Annotated in this window: 15 protein-coding genes and 3 pseudogenes; 8 read left to right on the top strand and 10 right to left on the bottom strand. The window is 60.2% G+C overall.

Annotated features, from left to right (window positions below; all coding sequences use genetic code 11):
- Positions 1-29: 29 nt before the first annotated feature.
- The 6 genes from AS026_RS08265 to AS026_RS08240 form a co-directional block, all read right to left on the bottom strand.
- The gene (locus tag AS026_RS08265) at positions 30-1205 is read right to left on the bottom strand and encodes a M20 aminoacylase family protein (RefSeq protein ID WP_062369345.1); all 1176 of its coding nucleotides are present in this window, start codon (positions 1203-1205) and stop codon (positions 30-32) included.
- Positions 1206-1309: 104 nt separating this feature from the next.
- Positions 1310-2071: an SDR family NAD(P)-dependent oxidoreductase gene (locus AS026_RS08260; RefSeq protein WP_025662458.1), complete on the bottom strand. Its 762-nt coding sequence runs from the start codon at positions 2069-2071 to the stop codon at positions 1310-1312.
- Positions 2072-2083: 12 nt separating this feature from the next.
- Positions 2084-2896, bottom strand: a complete 813-nt coding sequence (locus AS026_RS08255) for an ABC transporter permease (RefSeq protein ID WP_018859244.1) — start codon at positions 2894-2896, stop codon at positions 2084-2086.
- Complete coding sequence (locus AS026_RS08250) at positions 2896-3762, bottom strand: ABC transporter permease (protein ID WP_025662456.1); 867 nt, start codon at positions 3760-3762, stop codon at positions 2896-2898. Before AS026_RS08250 ends, AS026_RS08255 begins: the two co-directional genes overlap by 1 nt.
- An 82-nt stretch (positions 3763-3844) precedes the next feature.
- Positions 3845-5008: a polyamine ABC transporter substrate-binding protein gene (locus tag AS026_RS08245; protein WP_025662455.1), complete on the bottom strand. Its 1164-nt coding sequence runs from the start codon at positions 5006-5008 to the stop codon at positions 3845-3847.
- Positions 5009-5031: 23 nt separating this feature from the next.
- Complete coding sequence (locus AS026_RS08240) at positions 5032-6132, bottom strand: ABC transporter ATP-binding protein (protein WP_025662454.1); 1101 nt, start codon at positions 6130-6132, stop codon at positions 5032-5034.
- A gap of 192 nt (positions 6133-6324) precedes the next feature.
- Here AS026_RS08240 and AS026_RS08235 point away from each other — a divergent pair, with 192 nt between their 5' ends.
- The 3 genes from AS026_RS08235 (at position 6325) to AS026_RS08225 (ending at position 8755) form a co-directional block, all read left to right on the top strand.
- Complete coding sequence (locus AS026_RS08235; protein ID WP_062369344.1) at positions 6325-7140, top strand: helix-turn-helix domain-containing protein; 816 nt, start codon at positions 6325-6327, stop codon at positions 7138-7140.
- 60 nt (positions 7141-7200) lie between these two features.
- Complete coding sequence (locus AS026_RS08230) at positions 7201-7863, top strand: sulfite oxidase-like oxidoreductase (protein WP_062369343.1); 663 nt, start codon at positions 7201-7203, stop codon at positions 7861-7863.
- A 202-nt stretch (positions 7864-8065) separates the two neighbouring features.
- Positions 8066-8755, top strand: coding sequence for a response regulator transcription factor (locus AS026_RS08225; protein WP_025662803.1), 690 nt, complete (start codon positions 8066-8068; stop codon positions 8753-8755).
- A gap of 46 nt (positions 8756-8801) precedes the next feature.
- Here the strand turns inward: AS026_RS08225 and AS026_RS08220 are convergent, their stop codons facing one another.
- From AS026_RS08220 to AS026_RS08210, 3 genes are read right to left on the bottom strand one after another with little or no spacing between them, the layout of a single operon-like run.
- Positions 8802-9413, bottom strand: a complete 612-nt coding sequence (locus tag AS026_RS08220; RefSeq protein ID WP_062369342.1) for a hypothetical protein — start codon at positions 9411-9413, stop codon at positions 8802-8804.
- A 41-nt stretch (positions 9414-9454) separates the two neighbouring features.
- Positions 9455-10198 carry a CbtA family protein gene (locus AS026_RS08215; protein WP_062369341.1) on the bottom strand — a complete coding sequence of 248 codons (744 nt, stop codon included), beginning with the start codon at positions 10196-10198 and terminating at the stop codon, positions 9455-9457.
- Positions 10199-10211: 13 nt separating this feature from the next.
- Positions 10212-10421: a CbtB domain-containing protein gene (locus AS026_RS08210; RefSeq protein ID WP_062369340.1), complete on the bottom strand. Its 210-nt coding sequence runs from the start codon at positions 10419-10421 to the stop codon at positions 10212-10214.
- 223 nt (positions 10422-10644) lie between these two features.
- On the opposite strand from AS026_RS08210, the gene AS026_RS08205 reads away from it, so the two are divergent.
- The 4 genes and pseudogenes from AS026_RS08205 (at position 10645) to AS026_RS08190 (ending at position 14392) form a co-directional block, all read left to right on the top strand.
- Positions 10645-11208 carry a histidine phosphatase family protein gene (locus AS026_RS08205; RefSeq protein ID WP_037218235.1) on the top strand — a complete coding sequence of 188 codons (564 nt, stop codon included), beginning with the start codon at positions 10645-10647 and terminating at the stop codon, positions 11206-11208.
- Between the two features lie 384 nt (positions 11209-11592).
- Positions 11593-13182, top strand: a complete 1590-nt coding sequence (locus tag AS026_RS08200; protein ID WP_062369339.1) for a putative bifunctional diguanylate cyclase/phosphodiesterase — start codon at positions 11593-11595, stop codon at positions 13180-13182.
- A gap of 265 nt (positions 13183-13447) precedes the next feature.
- Positions 13448-13600: pseudogene (locus AS026_RS43125) on the top strand (outer membrane protein); the annotation flags it as partial.
- 281 nt (positions 13601-13881) lie between these two features.
- Positions 13882-14392 (top strand): annotated as a pseudogene (locus AS026_RS08190) (transglutaminase-like cysteine peptidase).
- Between the two features lie 60 nt (positions 14393-14452).
- Here the strand turns inward: AS026_RS08190 and AS026_RS08185 are convergent.
- Positions 14453-14713: a hypothetical protein gene (locus AS026_RS08185; RefSeq protein ID WP_018117109.1), complete on the bottom strand. Its 261-nt coding sequence runs from the start codon at positions 14711-14713 to the stop codon at positions 14453-14455.
- 220 nt (positions 14714-14933) lie between these two features.
- Between AS026_RS08185 and AS026_RS08180 the strand changes: the two are divergent.
- A pseudogene (locus AS026_RS08180) lies at positions 14934-15308 on the top strand (helix-turn-helix domain-containing protein); the annotation flags it as partial.

The following is a 15308-nucleotide window of genomic DNA, read 5'->3' as shown; positions in this document are numbered from 1 at the left end:
CTAAGTCATCGAGGTCCGCGAACCACCGATTAAAGTGCGGCCTTCAGCTCGCGCTCGACCAGCGTTGTCCAAAAGGCCGCGCCGTAGCCAATCGCATGATCATTGAAGTCATACGCGGTGTTGTGATGCAGGGCGCCATCGACGGCAGGACCGTTCCCGAGCCAGACGTAACATCCCGGCGCATTCTGGCCGAAGAACGCGAAATCATCGCCTGCCGTCGAGGGCGGGAAACTCGTGCGCACCTTCCCCTCGAAGACCGCCTTAGCGGCGCCGAGCGCACGCGCGGTCGCGTCGCTGTCGTTGACCACGGGCGGAATGCGTCGTTCGAACTGGTAGTCGACCGCAATGCCGAACATCGCCGCCGTGCCATTCGCAAGCCGGCCGATCTCTTCCTCGAGTTGATCGCGAACTTCAGGCGAATAGGCCCGGGCGGTGCCGCCGATCTCGACGATATCGGGTATGACGTTCAACGCCTTGGGGTCGCCGGCCTGCAGCGAGCAAGCGCTAACGACGGCCGGCTGCAGCGGATCGACGACGCGCCCGACAATCGTCTGCAATGAGGTCAGGAAGGTGCCGGCAGCCGTGATCGGATCCTTGCCGAGATGCGGCTTAGCGCCGTGCGTCCCGGTGCCCCGGAAGGTCACGCGCCAACTGTCTGACGATGCCAATTGAGGGCCTTCGACTACAGCGATCTCATCGACGGCAAGGCCCGGCATATTGTGAAGCCCGTAGACGGCATCGCAGGGGAAGAGTTCGAACAGACCCTCCTCGACCATCCTGCGCGCGCCGCCCCTCCCCTCCTCGGCCGGCTGGAAGATGAAATGCACGGTTCCGGAGAAGTCAAGCGTTGCCGCCAGATATCGTGCCGCGCCGAGCAGCATTGTTGTATGCCCGTCATGTCCGCAGGCATGCATCTTGCCAGTAAATTTTGACTTATACGAACGATCCGCCATCTCCGGCATCGCAAGCGCATCCATATCCGCCCGCAACCCGATTGTCCGCGTGCCATTGCCGATCTGCAGCGTACCGACAACGCCGGTGCCGCCGAGGCCGCGATGCACCTTGATGCCTGCGTCTTCGAGCAACTGCGCGACGATGTCGCTCGTGCGCTCCTCCTCGAAGCCAAGCTCTGGATGGGCATGCAGGTCGCGACGCAGTCCGGTCAGGAAGGGCAGATCGGTCTCGATCCGGGCAGGAATGGGCATGGGCCTTGGATGTCCTGTAAATACAAGCGGGCGCCAGAACAGCGCCCGTCACAGTCCATCCGTTATTTAACAATTGCCCTAGGAATTCAACCTTCTCAACCGGCTCAAACGACGGTCTCCCCGCCGTCGACCACGAGGATCTGCCCAGTCATGTAAGAGGAGCGGTCCGACACGAGGAAGAGGATCGGCTCGGCGATCTCCGACACGTCGGCCCATCGTCCAAGCGGCACCTTCTCAGCGATATAGGCTTCGATCGCCTCACGCCCGCCCATCTGGGCAATGAAGGGTTCGTTGAAGGGCGTGTCCACCCAGCCGGGGCAAAGCGCATTCACGCGGATGCCGAACCTGGCATAGTCGCCCGCCATCTGCCGCGTCATGGCGATGACGGCGTGCTTGGTCGTCGTATAGGCGATCATCTCGCGATCGTAGAGCACGCCCGATGAGGATGAGGTGTTGAGAATGACGCCTTTGCCCGTCTTCTTCATGACAGGCACGACGAAGCGCGCGGCCATGAAATGTGCGCGGACATTCAAGCTCCAGGACTTGTCAAAACCGTCGATCGCGACCTGCTCCAGATCGCCGGCGACCTGCGCGCCGGCATGGTTGTGAAGGATGTCGATGCGGCCATGATGTTCGGCAATCGCGGCAATGCCTGCTTCCAGCGCCTTGTCGTCGGTGACATCAAGCACCATGCTTTCGGCGCTGCCGCCAAACCTACGGATCCGGCTGACGGTCTCCTCGGCATTCATGAAGTCGATGTCGGCGACGACGACATGGGCGCCCTGTTTCGCCATGACGAGCGCGCCGGCCTGACCGATGCCGGACCCGGCACCGGTGACGATTGCAACACGGTTCTTGAGGATCATGGTGTTTCCCAATTAGGTTGTTGTTGTCCTTTCGCGCATAAGGAAACGCGCGATGAGAATGAGGGCAAGCGATGCGATGAGCACCATCGTGGCGATTGCGTTGATCTCGGGCGTCACGCCGCGACGGATCGAGGCAAAGACGTAGATCGGCAGCGTCGTGTTCGACCCGGCGACGAAGAACGCGATGATGAAGTCATCGAAGGAGAAGGTGAAAGCGAGCAGGAAACCGGCCAGGATCGACGGCAGGATCTGCGGCAGCACGATCTGGCGAAAGGTCGTCAGCGGCGTCGCGTAGAGATCACTCGACGCTTCGACGATATCGCGCCCGAGGCTGGCGATGCGCGCCTTTACGATCATCGTCACCAGGGCCATGGTAAAAAGCCCATGTGCGGCGATGATCGAACCGTAGCCGAGCGTCAGCTTTGGCGGTTGATTGCCGGGCCAAATCGCTGCCAGTGCCGGATTGATGAAACCGAAGACTTCAACCAGGGCAACCAGCGTCGCGATGCCGATCACAACCCCCGGAACGACGATAGCTGCGGCAAACAGGCCATCGAACACGGCCCGTGTCTTGGCGCCAAGCCGCTCCATGCCGAGCGCGGCCATGGTGCCGAAGATCGCCGCTAGTGCAGCGCTGGTCAGGGCTATGATGAGGCTGTTTTGCAGAGCCTCCATGAGGAAGGTGTTGGAGAGCGCCTTACCGTACCATTGCGTGGAAAAGCCCGTGAAATCGGAAGCGTTGCGGCCCGCATTGAACGAGAACAACACCACCAGCGCGATCGGTGTGTAGAGAAACAGATAGACTGCCGTAACAAGCCCACGCATCAGACAAGATCCACCTGGCGGGCACCCGCAACGCGCCAGGCGATGCGCATGGCGACGAGAAGCACGATGACGACGACGACAACGAGGGTGACGGCGATCGCGGAGCCGAACGGCCAGTTGCGCGACTGCAGGAAGAGGTCGACCAGCGCGTTCCCGATAAAGAACACCTTGCCGCCGCCCAGCAGCTGCGGGATCAGGTACTCACCGAGCAACAGGATGGTGACCAGCGCCACGCCGGTCATCACGCCCGGCAACGACAGCGGCAGCGTTATGCCGAAGAAAGTCGACAGCGGTCTTGCTCCGAGGTCCGCTGAAGCTTCCAGCAACCGGCGGTCCAGCTTTTCCAGGCTGACATAGATCGGCATGATCATCAGCGGCAGGTAGCCATAGACGATGCCGAGAAGGACAGCCCCCGGCGTGTTCAGAAGCCGTACATTCTCGATGCCGACAAATTCCAGGAGATGCGGGATGCCCCGCGCGCCGAGGATATACATCCACGCATAGGTGCGAACGAGAAGACTGGTCCAGAAAGGCACTACGACGAGTGACACCAGCAACAACCGATGCTGCGGGCTTACCTTCACCGCCAGGTAGTAGGCGACCGGATAGGCCACCAACAGGCAGACGAAGGACCCAATCGGCGCAAGCACCAGCGTGTTCTTGAAGGCGGCCGCACGGGATCCGAGATTGGCAAATTGGGCAAACGTAAATGCCGCTTGGTAACCGCCTTCCGGCGCCCGCTCGCCGAAGGAGAACACAACGATGGCAATGAACGGCAGGACCAAAAACACGAATAGCCACGCGCTCGCCGGCGCAACGAGGGCCGCGGTGATCAGGCGTTTTCTGGTGTCCGGTGACAGAGCCATTCTGGAGGTTCGCTGTTGGTGGCCACGAGGAGGCTTGCCCCCTCCCGAAACCGGGAAGAGGCATTGCATGACGGCAGGCTGGTCACGCCGACTTGAACCGCGCCATCAACTCGGCGCGACCCGGATCCGTCAGGGTTACAGCGGCGCCGAACTCCAGAGGCGTCAGCGATGCTTCATCCGGATAGACGATCTTGTTTGAGGTGATCTCCTTCGGCAGCAACGAAATGACGCGGCTATCGGTGGTCGGCGCGCCGTTGGCGATATGCTCCTTCACCGCGTTCGCGGGATCCATCAGGTAGTTGAGAAGAGCATAGCCTGCCGCCTTGTTCGGAGCGTCCTTCGGGATCGCATAGTAGTCGGTCCAGATTTCACCACCGTCCGTTCCGAGGATGTAGGCAAGCTCAGGCATGTCGCGATTAAGCTGCGCACCGTCGTTCGTCCAGCACATCGTCATCCAGGCGTCCGTGGCGCGCATGGCCGGCTGATAGTCGGAGTTGATGGCGAAGAGATGCGGTTTCACCTTGATCAGCAGCTCCTCGGCCTTCGCAAGCTCCTCCGGCTTGATCGAGTTGAAACCATAGCCCAGCGACACAAGCGCGCTGCCGATCGTCGTCAGCTGGTAGTCATGCACCATGGCGCGGCCATCAGCTTCTGTCTGCGTGAGCTCGAAGAAATCCTTCCAGCTCGTGGGCTTCGCCTTGATCTTGGAGGTGTTGACCGAGAATCCGGTCGTGCCCCAGTTCTTCGGTAGAGCGTAGGTCTTGCCGTCGATCTGGCCTTCCTTGGTGAAACGCGGGCTCTCCGTCGACTGGCTGAAATTGGCAATCTTCGAGAGGTCGAGTTCGTCAATCAGGCCGAGCTTGTGGTAGGTGGAAATCGTGTAGTTGGTCGGCACGAAAAGCGACCAGCCAGAAGCGCCCGCCTGCAGCTTCGCCAGCATTTCCTCGTTCGAACCGAACACGTTGACTTCGACGGCCACGCCGGTTGCCGCCTTGAAGTTCTCGAATGTCGCCGGATCATGGTAGTTCGGCCAGGTCGCGATCGACATCTGCGTGCCGAGGTCTTCGCCGGCATAGGCTGGCGTCGACAAGGCACCTGGGAAGCGCGACATCACTGCGGTCGCAAGACCGAGGCCGGTGATGCCGAGGAAGTGGCGGCGGCTGACAGAGCCACGCTTGAGCCGCATGAACTCGTCCATGAAGCCGTTGGCTGAAATGGGAAGGTTATCCCTATAGTCTTTGCTCATGATGCTGTTCCCTTGTTTTGATTTTAGGCTGCACTTGATGCTGAGAAGACATGGGCCGCGCCGGGATCAAAGCCGAGGTAGACGGCCTCGCCGGGCTCGACCAGATCGCTTTCGTTCATGCTGCGGCGGTCGGCGGTCACCAGAAAGTCACCGAGCCCCGGCACCGTGACGGCATATTCCGCCGACGACCCCAGGAAGATGCGGTGGGTCACCGTGCCTTTGAAGCTTGCGATATCGGGCGCCTGCATGCGTGTCAGGCGGATCGATTCCGGTCGGATCGCGACGATTGCCTCGCCCGTTGAAACACCCGCCCGGATCCCCGCGGCGATTGCGGAACCGTCCGCAAGACGCAGCGTCGCACCATCCGCCTCCATCGTCGCCTTCACCCGGTTGGTCTTGCCAACGAAATCGGCTACGAACAAATCGGCCGGGCGGTCATAGACCTCCTGCGGCGAGCCCAGCTGGCGAATCCGCCCCGCGCTCATCACGCAGACGATATCCGCCATAGAGAGCGCTTCTTCCTGATCATGGGTGACCAGAACAAAGGTGATACCGAGTTCGCGTTGCAATGTCTGCAATTCGATCTGCATGGCGGAGCGTAGCTTCTTGTCGAGCGCAGCCAGCGGTTCGTCAAGGAGCAGCACCGACGGACGGTTGACGATCGCGCGAGCGAGCGCCACGCGCTGCTGCTGTCCACCAGACATTTCGTGGATGCGGCGCTTGGCGAAGCCGCCGAGCCGAACCATTTCAAGCGCCTCAGTGACACGCCGGTCGATTTCGGTCGCCGCAAACTTGGGCCGCATCTGCTTCAGACCATAAGCAACGTTCTGCCGGACGTCGAAATGCGGAAACAACGCATAATGCTGAAAGACCATGTTCACCGGGCGCCGATAGGCCGGCACACCGTTCATCTCGCGCCCGTCGATCAGCACAGTACCTTGGCTTGGCTGCTCGAAACCGCCGATCATGCGCAGGCAAGTGGTCTTGCCGCAGCCCGACGGGCCGAGCAACGCGAGGAATGCACCCTTCGGCACATTGAGGTTGATGTCCGTTACGGCGATCACCGGGCCATAATTCTTGGTGACCGAACGGAATTCGATATCGTTCGTCGAAGCAGATGCCACGTCTGTTCCCTGCGGTTGGTTTGGATTGGGCAGTCTAGCGCTGCCTTTTGCCACCGTCGTTGTGGAAAGACTAAGCGCGCCCTTCCCTCACGGTATATACCCCGAGAGGGGTATTCTAGCCGCAAAGCCTTCATGGAAGGTATATACACGGGGAGCGGATTTCCGCGCGGGGCGATCAGGAGGTTCCGGGAAATGAGCACTGACCTGGAGGCGCTATTTCGGGCCTTCAATGCCACCATTGGCCGGCAGGCGATGGGCGATGCGGAATTCGGCGAGACCTTCCGTCAGATGATGGCGGCGCTCGTAAGCTTCGACTACGTCGTTGTCTTCGCCTATCGCGGCAAGGAGCGGCCGATCGATCTCTACAGCACCTTCGACCCGAAGGAGCGCATCATTTTCGTGACCCTCTACCAGGCTGGCCCCTACCTCCTCGATCCGTTCTACCACACGGCCCATGAACGTCGCGCCGGCGTGTTTCGGATGCGGGAATTGGCGCCCGACCGTTTCTTCTCCAGCGAGTACTACCGGACTTACTACGTCCAGACAGGCCTTGCAGAGGAGATCGGTTTCTTCGTCACGGCCGATGATGATATTACGATCGTTCTTTCGCTCATGCGCAACGAAAAGACCGGCCCCTTCCCGCCCGCGGAATTTGCCTTGCTGAAGAAAGCCGAACCATTGATCGCAAACATGGTTCGGCACTACTGGGCCGGGCTCGGAACTCGCTTTGATGCGCAACAGCATTCGAGAGCCCGCGGCAACCGCAAACGCAACGCCAGTGAAAGCGCCCTGCAGCCCGCCGAAGCGGTGTGGCGTGATCTCAATCTCACCAGCCGCGAGACCGCGATCGTCGATCTTGTCCTTCAGGGGTACTCCTCCGAGTCGATCGGCTTGAAACTCAACATCTCGACAGGGACCGTGAAGGTTCATCGGCGCAACGTCTACCGCAAGCTCGGCATATCGTCGCAAACACAGCTCCTCTCGCTGTACCTCAAGAATCTGTCGTGACACACGCTTGACAGTCTCGAAGCCCGGATGCCCTATTGCCGCAACGCGAAAGGGCCAGCGATGAGCGACGATCAAACCCCGACCGACAGCAAGCTCACAAGATCGAAGCGCCGTTGGGCCGAGGAAGGAAAATTCCTCACCGGCCGCATCAGTCGCCCGGAAACCGAGCGCCTGCCGCCGGGTCAGCACCTCGTCAAGGATTGGCCGGTCCTTGATCTCGGCCAGCACCCGATCATCCCACCCGACACATGGCGCCTGGAAGTCCGTGGACTGGTCGAAACTCCCCTTGATCTTACCTGGACCGCTTTCCAGGCGCTCGAGCAGAGCACCAAAGTCACCGACATTCATTGCGTGACGACGTGGTCACGCTACGACAACAAGTGGAAGGGTGTTTCGACCCGCGAGCTGCTCGATCAGGCAATGCCGAAGCCGGAAGCTCACTACGTCATGCTGACGAGTTATGATGGCTATACGACAAACTTGCCGCTCTCCGACTTCGCCGCGGAAGATGCCATCCTCGCAACCTCCTGGGAAGGGGTACCGCTGACGCGCAATCACGGCGGCCCCATGCGGCTCGTCGTTCCGCATCTCTATTTCTGGAAGAGCGCCAAGTGGCTGCGCCGTATCGAGCTGCTACCGGCCGATGCAGCAGGCTTCTGGGAAAAGAACGGCTATCACATGTACGGCGACCCCTGGCGCGAACAACGCTACTCGGGTGATTGAAACCAGGCGCCGCGGGCGCCTGCAGCCTGAACCCGCTTAACGTGCAGAACGCGCACCTAGAAATTCGCTTCAAAATAGATGTAGCGAGCGATATATTTTTCATATTAATGCCTTACGACGATTCAGCCGTGGTCGGCTGTTGAAAGCTGTACCCATTTTGGGTTGTCGTAGTGCAACGATTCCAGATATCGCGCATGGATTGATGAACAAGGACACTTCATTTCATACTGTCACGCAGAAACTGCTGGACGCATGGTTGCATACCACGCCGCAACTGCCGGCCGCTCCAGAGGACATCTATCGCGACGTCCTCGAGCTCCTGACGATCCGGATGAGGATGACGCTCGTCGTTCTCAACGGCGACGATCCGTTGCAATGGCATCTGAAGGTCGTGCGCACTTCTACCGTTAGTTCGCGTATCCTGAACATCAACAAGCTCTTTGCCGATCAGCGCATCGGCGAATTCAAGGATCGGGGCTACATGGAGACGGCCGTCATCCCGCGTTATCGCGAGGTGATCGCCACGCAGAAGCCGTCGATGGAACTGGTCAAGACACGGGTGCTTGGCGTCAACATCGGATACGAACGGCTGATCCTTCCGCAAAAGACAACGGCACAGCATCCAGCCTGGCTTCTGGCGGTCTCGAACGGCCGCTTCATGTTCAACCCGCCGCAGCAGCGAGCACGCATGGATGCGACCGATGAAGCCGTGATGCAGCTCCTGACGGAAGGCGCGACGGCCAAGGAGATCGCCGCTGACCTCGGCATTTCACACCGCACGGTCGAGCACCGCCTGGAGCGCATGAAGGAGCGCTACGGAGCGAAGAACACTGTCCATCTCGCGGCCATGCTGATTGCGACGCACCTCGACCGCGATATCGAGAAGAGCTAGAGCCGCTCAGGGTTAAATTAAGGACGGTCTGCCGGAGCAGGTTTCGTCAGGGCGCGATCCACCGAAGCAGCCGCCGTCCACAATATGCCGCAGCCAGCAACACCGCCGCGAAGCCGGTAACCGTCACCATGCTGCCGGGATGCAAGGGAACAATCCTCCATACCGGGCGAACGACATCCGCAGTGTTGAACGCCTCACCGCTGAACTCGCAGGTGATCAGCGCCAGACCGCGCAACACCATGCCGGCATCGATCGCAGAAACGATGGCCTCCGCCTCTTCCGCCTCGGCGCCCATGTTGCGCATCGACAGCAGCACGGCCTTCGTTGCCGCGAGGTAGGCGTGCGAGCATTCATTGAATGGACTGGCCTCGTCGGTCACCCCGCCCGGCATCTTGCCCCAGAGACAATAGGCATGCTGGATCTGCGCATAGTTCAGCACGCGTCGGAACGGCTCGTTCGTGTCCGTGGCACGCGCCGCGAGATCAATGATCCGATCGCGATACTCCGCCATCATGACCATTTCGCCATGTGAGATCTCGGCGATCGCGATGCCGCTTTGGGAACCGCTGCTGCTCCGCTGGTGCGCGTCGGCCGCGACGGACCAAAGCTGCAGGACAGCGATCATGGCTACAAGAAAAATGGGACGCCGACTGGTCATCTCTGAGGACAGGCTCCGGATTGCTCCGGAGCCTTCTCCGATCAATGGAAGACCGACGCGCGAGCGCTGAGCCTGGGTGCGGCACCGAGCTTGCGCTCGGCCAGAGCACCAAAGGCCAGGCCAAGAACGCCCCATAGGATGGCGTGCATCCCGATCGTGGTCGTACGGAAACGCCAGAGAACCATAGCCGAATAATTCTCCGGAACCTCGTTGATCGGCGGCAGCAGATACTGCACGAGGCCGATGAAACCGACATAGGCCAGACCTGCCGCGATTGCCGCATTCCACACACCGAACCGCGGCGTGAGGCGGCGTGCAAGCGCAATTGCCGCTACAAGCGCAGCGATCGAAACGACGATCATCAGGAAAAACAGTTCGGTCCTGACGCCAATGGTGTCGGGATTGCCGACTGCCGGCGGATTGGCCGGATATTTTATGTTGGGTACGATCACGATAGCGACAAACGCCGCAACGGCGATGAGGGCAGAGGTCCCGCGGGCGCTCAGATTGCTGAACCGCCCCTGGATAAAGGCGAATACGAGGGCAAACAGGCCGCCGACAGCAATGCTGTAGGCCATTACACCGGTAAAAAGGCCAAGGCCCGCCTGCGTGGCGCGGCTGACGATTTCAGGCTCAGCAGTTTCACCCGCCGCCTGGGCGGCCGCCTCCTCGAACGCGATCGCCTGGTCGACAAGCGGCTCGCCGAAAGTATGCGCAAAGGCGAAAACGAGGACGCCAGCGATCATCCCCGCGAGCATGCCGCGAAGCAAAAGATTTCCAACCATGTCCGGAACTCCCTTAGTGGCAGGGGAAGCCGAGGAGATGCCGGCCGTCATGCACGAACTCGTGCACGTACATACCGTTGAAAAGCGCCATCGCGCCCTCTTCAGTACCGACGAAATAGATGGCGATGAGCATCAGCAGACCGCCGAAGATGGCCCAAGGCAAAAGCTCGCCAACCGGAATCGGAGCCGGTGCGGCGACGGGCGCAAAAGTAGTGTAAGACATGTATTCCTCCTGGAATGACGCGTTCAGTCGAGAATCGTTGCGTGGCAGGGTCTGACTTCCAGTCCGAGGTATCCTCGTCCTGATCACAGTGGCGCGACCGCACCGGAATTTCACCGGTTTCCAAACCCACAACATCACCGTTATATCTGGCGCTTCGAACCTGTCAACGAAACTTCATGCAGCGGCGGGCCACGCTCCCCGATATCCGGAGATAACGAACGTGATGACGCGCCTTACCTGGATCTGCCACGGCCCGACGGCCGCCAACCGCGAGGCGCGCTTCCCGCAGGACGAACCGCTGGATGAAAAGGCAATCATTGCCACACGGGCAATCACCCCACGCCTGCGGCACGCCGGCAGCGTCTTCGCCAGCCCGACGCTGCGCGCGCGGCAGACGGCCGGCGCGCTTGGCTTGCAGCCGGAAGTTTCCGAGGCGCTCGCCGATTGCGATTTTGGCCGCTGGGCGGGCCGTTCGATCGCCGAGATCCAGCAAGCGGAACCCGAGAACCTTGCCGCCTGGATGGCGCAACCGGAGGAAGCCCCGCATGGTGGCGAGGCGATCGCTGCCGTGTGCATGCGTGTAAACGGCTGGATGCGCGAGCACTTGCAGTCCGGCGGTAACATCATCGCCATTACCCATGCGACGGTCATCCGAGCAGCCATCATCGGCACGCTGAATGCCCCCCTGTCATCATTCTGGATTACCGATATCGAACCGCTCGCCGTCGCTCACATGACCAGCAACGGAAGCCGCTGGTCCCTGCGCTTCGAAGGACAAACCACCTAATTTTCAGGGCGATAATTTAGTCCAGCCTTACGCAAGCAATCGATGCAATAGTTTCTCGACCCGACACCGTCGGGCTGTCAATCCTTGCCCCAAGGAGGACTTTGCATGCCCTATGATTGGAGCGGCGCGCGGATGCGACGCACGCGTCTGCTACGTATGACTGGCGCCGGGATGCTTCTCCTGCTCGTCATCAGCGTCACCCTTCTAACCAGACTTTGAGAACAACAGGCGAGCGACCAAGCGCTCGCCTCGTTTTTCACCGCGGCTTTCGAGCCAGTTCACACGCTGTGATAGCGATTCGATAACAAGAAATCGCCCTTTGATTTCAACAAACGCTTCAGACTTCCATGATACATCAGCGCCCGGGTGGAGATGGAGTAAAGCATGCCGGTATTCTTCCAGAGCAGGGCCGGGAGGCAATGCTTGTTGGTCATGGCGTTGGGGGTAACGCTATGGCTCGTCGGTGCAATCCTGGAACTGGATAACTGTGTGGTCGCCTTCGTCGGCGCCTACGAAAGCTATGGTGCAGACAAGCTCGTCCTCGCCCTTGGCATCGGCGGGGCGATGAGCTTCGTCTATTCGATCCTGCGCATTGTCGATTTGCGCAAGGAGATGGAGCTGCGGGCCACCGCTCAGGCCAAGGCCGACTGGACAGCAACCCACGACCACCTCACCAAACTTCCCAACCGCTATGCGTTCGAACGGAAAGTCCTGCCGCGAAGGACGAAGACCGACGTCGAAGGTGACGAGTGGGAGCAGAACGTTACAATCTTCTCGATAGACCTCGATGGCTTCAAGAAGGTCAATGACCTTGTCGGCCACAATGGCGGCGACGCCCTTCTGATCGAGGTGGCAAAACGGATCTGCGCAATCGGAAACGCGGACTGCGTCTATCGCTTCGGCGGCGACGAGTTCGTCGTCGTTGCGCTTGGCCTCTCCTCCCGCCATGAAGAACGCTTCGCGCGTTTGCTCATTCAAGCCGTAACACGGCCCATTCACATCAACGGGTTCGCGGTCGAAGTCGGCGCCAGCGTCGGCTACGATCGCTGGGAGCAGGGTCAAGAGCCGCTCGAGGACGCGGCCCACCGAGCCGACCTCGCCATGTACGAGGCGAAGTCACGCGGCCCCAACCACCACATGGTGTTCGAAGCCTCGATGCAGGACAAGGTGGCAAAGCGCGCGACGCTGGAATCCAAGCTGCGCGTCGCAATTCAGCAAAAGGTCATCCGCCCCTTCTATCAACCGTTGATCGATCTCAAGAGAGGCACGGTCTGCGGCTTCGAAGCGCTCGCTCGCTGGACGGACGAAGAAGGCGTCGCCATTCCGCCGCCGGAGTTCATCGGCATTGCCGAAGAGACCGGACTGATCACCGAGCTTTTCGAAGACCTTCTGGCGCAGGCCTGCAGAGACGCCCTGGCCTGGGACGACCATGTTACCCTATCCTTCAATGTCTCTCCGGTGCAGATGGAGGACAAGCTGCTGGCCTCGCGCATCTTCAAGGTGTTGTCGGCAAATGGTCTTCCGCCAAGTCGTCTGGAGATCGAGATCACCGAAAATGCCCTGATCCAGGATCCGGCGGTAGCCGCAATCATCCTGGATGAACTCCACGATGCAGGCGTTCAGATCGCGCTTGACGATTTCGGCACCGGCTACTCCAGCCTCGCCCAGCTCGCCCGCTATCGCTTCGACAAGATCAAGATCGACAAGAGCTTCATCGCAACGTATCGCGATGATGAGCGTCAGGAAAAAATCATCCGCGCCATGCTTGGGCTCGGGCGCAGCCTCAACATACAGACCACCGCCGAGGGCATTGAAGAGCATCGCCAACTCGGCCACCTGCTTCAACTCGGCTGCGATGTCGGACAGGGCTATCTCTTCGGCAAGGCGATGCCCGCCGAAGAAACGCGCTCGTTCGCCCTTGACCGTCACGAGACATTGGCCAACGGAAAAGCGCTCCGCACTCCTCTCCAGTAGTCCTCTACATCAGAAATTCGTAATGGACCCGTTCAGGCAGGGCCACGTTCGCGATCACCGATCGGACCTAGCCCGACCGGTGCGCAAGGCGAGTGGACCTTGTCATAGGGGAGGGATTTATCGCGTATTTTCGTATCGCTGCCGCCTCGGCGGCCTTCATTTGTCTTGCAGGGGCGGCGTCGCCCCCCGATCTTATGAGCGGGCGGCCGGCGGCCGCGGTTGTACCGGCAGCACCAGTTTTCACCTGGAACAGCTTCGACGCCAGTTCTCAGGGCGGACAGCCGGAGCCGGTCTCGACTACAACATCTTCGGGCGCGTGGAATATCGTTACAACGACTACGGCAGCAAAGTCCTGCTGGGCATAGACACCGATTTCAATCAGAACGTTGTTACCGTCGGCGTTGGCTTCAGATTTTGAGACTGCTCAACGATGAAATGACCAAGCCCAGACATACGCCGGGCTTTGCTTCTCTGAACTGAGGCTGGTCGCCGTGTAAGATAAGCCTTAGTGGTGGTTTCCACCACCCTGGTTTCCACCACCCTGGTTACCGCCGCCTTCGTTACCGCCGCCCTGGTTACCGCCACCTTGGTTGCGCAGCACTCAGCCGATAGGATGTTTTCGATGCGGACCTTGGCAGCTTTCGCGGCGTTCACGCTTGTTTTCACGCGTTTTCTGGTGAGAGCTATGCAGGATCCACCCTGCGCGCATCACGCGCCATTGGAGCGCCGATAGGCTTCCCCTTCGGCTTGCACGCGCTATACTTGGCTTTGCCATGGCAACGGCGGCCACGAGATGACCGACGACAAGGCTATGCCTTTTCTTCAAAAGGTGAACCGGCAGGTCAACGCTGGCGTCACGCCAGCGACGGACGCACAGACATCGGGGAAATCCGAATACTGGTCGCTTCCCATCAACAACAAAGGCGACTGCGAAGACTATGCCCTACTGAAGCTGAAAACCTTGCTGGGCGCCGGCTTTGCGTCGAACAAACTGGCGCTTTCGGTTGTCATCGATCGCCGCGGCAACAACCATGTCGTCCTGCTGGCCCGACTGAGATCCGGCGACTATGTCCTCGACAATCTTGCAGGCAAAGTAAAACCCTGGGCAAGCACGGGATATACTTTCCTGGCGAGCCAGAACTTCAACGACAGAAGCGCCTGGCAAGTAACGCTGGCCGGCCCGAGAGCGGACCAATATTCCGGAACGTAGAGCGCTGCGAGCAATTCTCCGCTTGCCGGCCGGCCGCGCGCCTTCGCGACGATGCAAGGGCTAGTGGACGGACGGGTCCTCTTCCTCCAGAAATGTTCGGATCCCCTCGCGTGCGATCGTCGCCAGGAACTCGTCAAAGGCCTCGCGATCGGTCGCGAAGGGCTCTTCCCATTCGATGAGATCCTCGTGCTGGGTCACCACTTCCATTTTCCAGTCGCCATTCGTGCCCGCCGGACGGAAGATGTCGACGAGCACGGTCACGCCATCATCGGTAAACTCACCGGCAAGCTCTGAATGTTCCAGTTTCGGCTTCTTCGCCATTCTCAAATCCGATCCGTGATTTTCGCCGAGCAGTCTAAGCGACAATGATGACAACAGCGCAGACCCATGGTGCACAGGGGTAAGCAACGGAGAAAGGCCGGCAGCCAAGGTTTATGGGAAAGTCCACAGAAGAAAATGCGTAATGCCCGACCTGAGAGATAGGTGACAGAACGTACCGGAGACATGGGTTACATTTTTCGATTTTGGTCGGGGGGTGTGGATGCCGTGGAGAGAGACTTCGGTCATGGATGAGCGTCTTGGATTTGTCGCCCGTTTGCTGGAGGGCGAAGGTATGAGCGAGGTGTGTCGGTCGTTCGGGATCTCGCGCAAGACCGGCTACAAGATCTTCAATCGCTACAAGGAGGACGGGCTGGAGGCCCTGACGGACCGGTCCCGGCGGCCGGTGCGCTATGCCAACCAGTTGCCCGAACCGGTCGAGGCGATGATCGTTCGTTGCAAACAGGAGAAGCCGCACTGGGGGGGCGCGCAAGATCCGCGAGCTTCTGGTGCGCCGTCTGGCCGGCGACGTGCGCATCCCGGCGAGAAGCACGGTGCATGCGGTGCTCGACCGGTACGGCCTTGTGAGCCAGGCCCG

It is taken from the genome of Rhizobium altiplani (assembly GCF_001542405.1).
GTDB classification, from domain to species: Bacteria; Pseudomonadota; Alphaproteobacteria; order Rhizobiales; family Rhizobiaceae; genus Rhizobium; species Rhizobium altiplani.
Note: the sequence above shows the minus strand (reverse complement) of the source record. Positions and strands in the feature narration are given on the sequence as shown.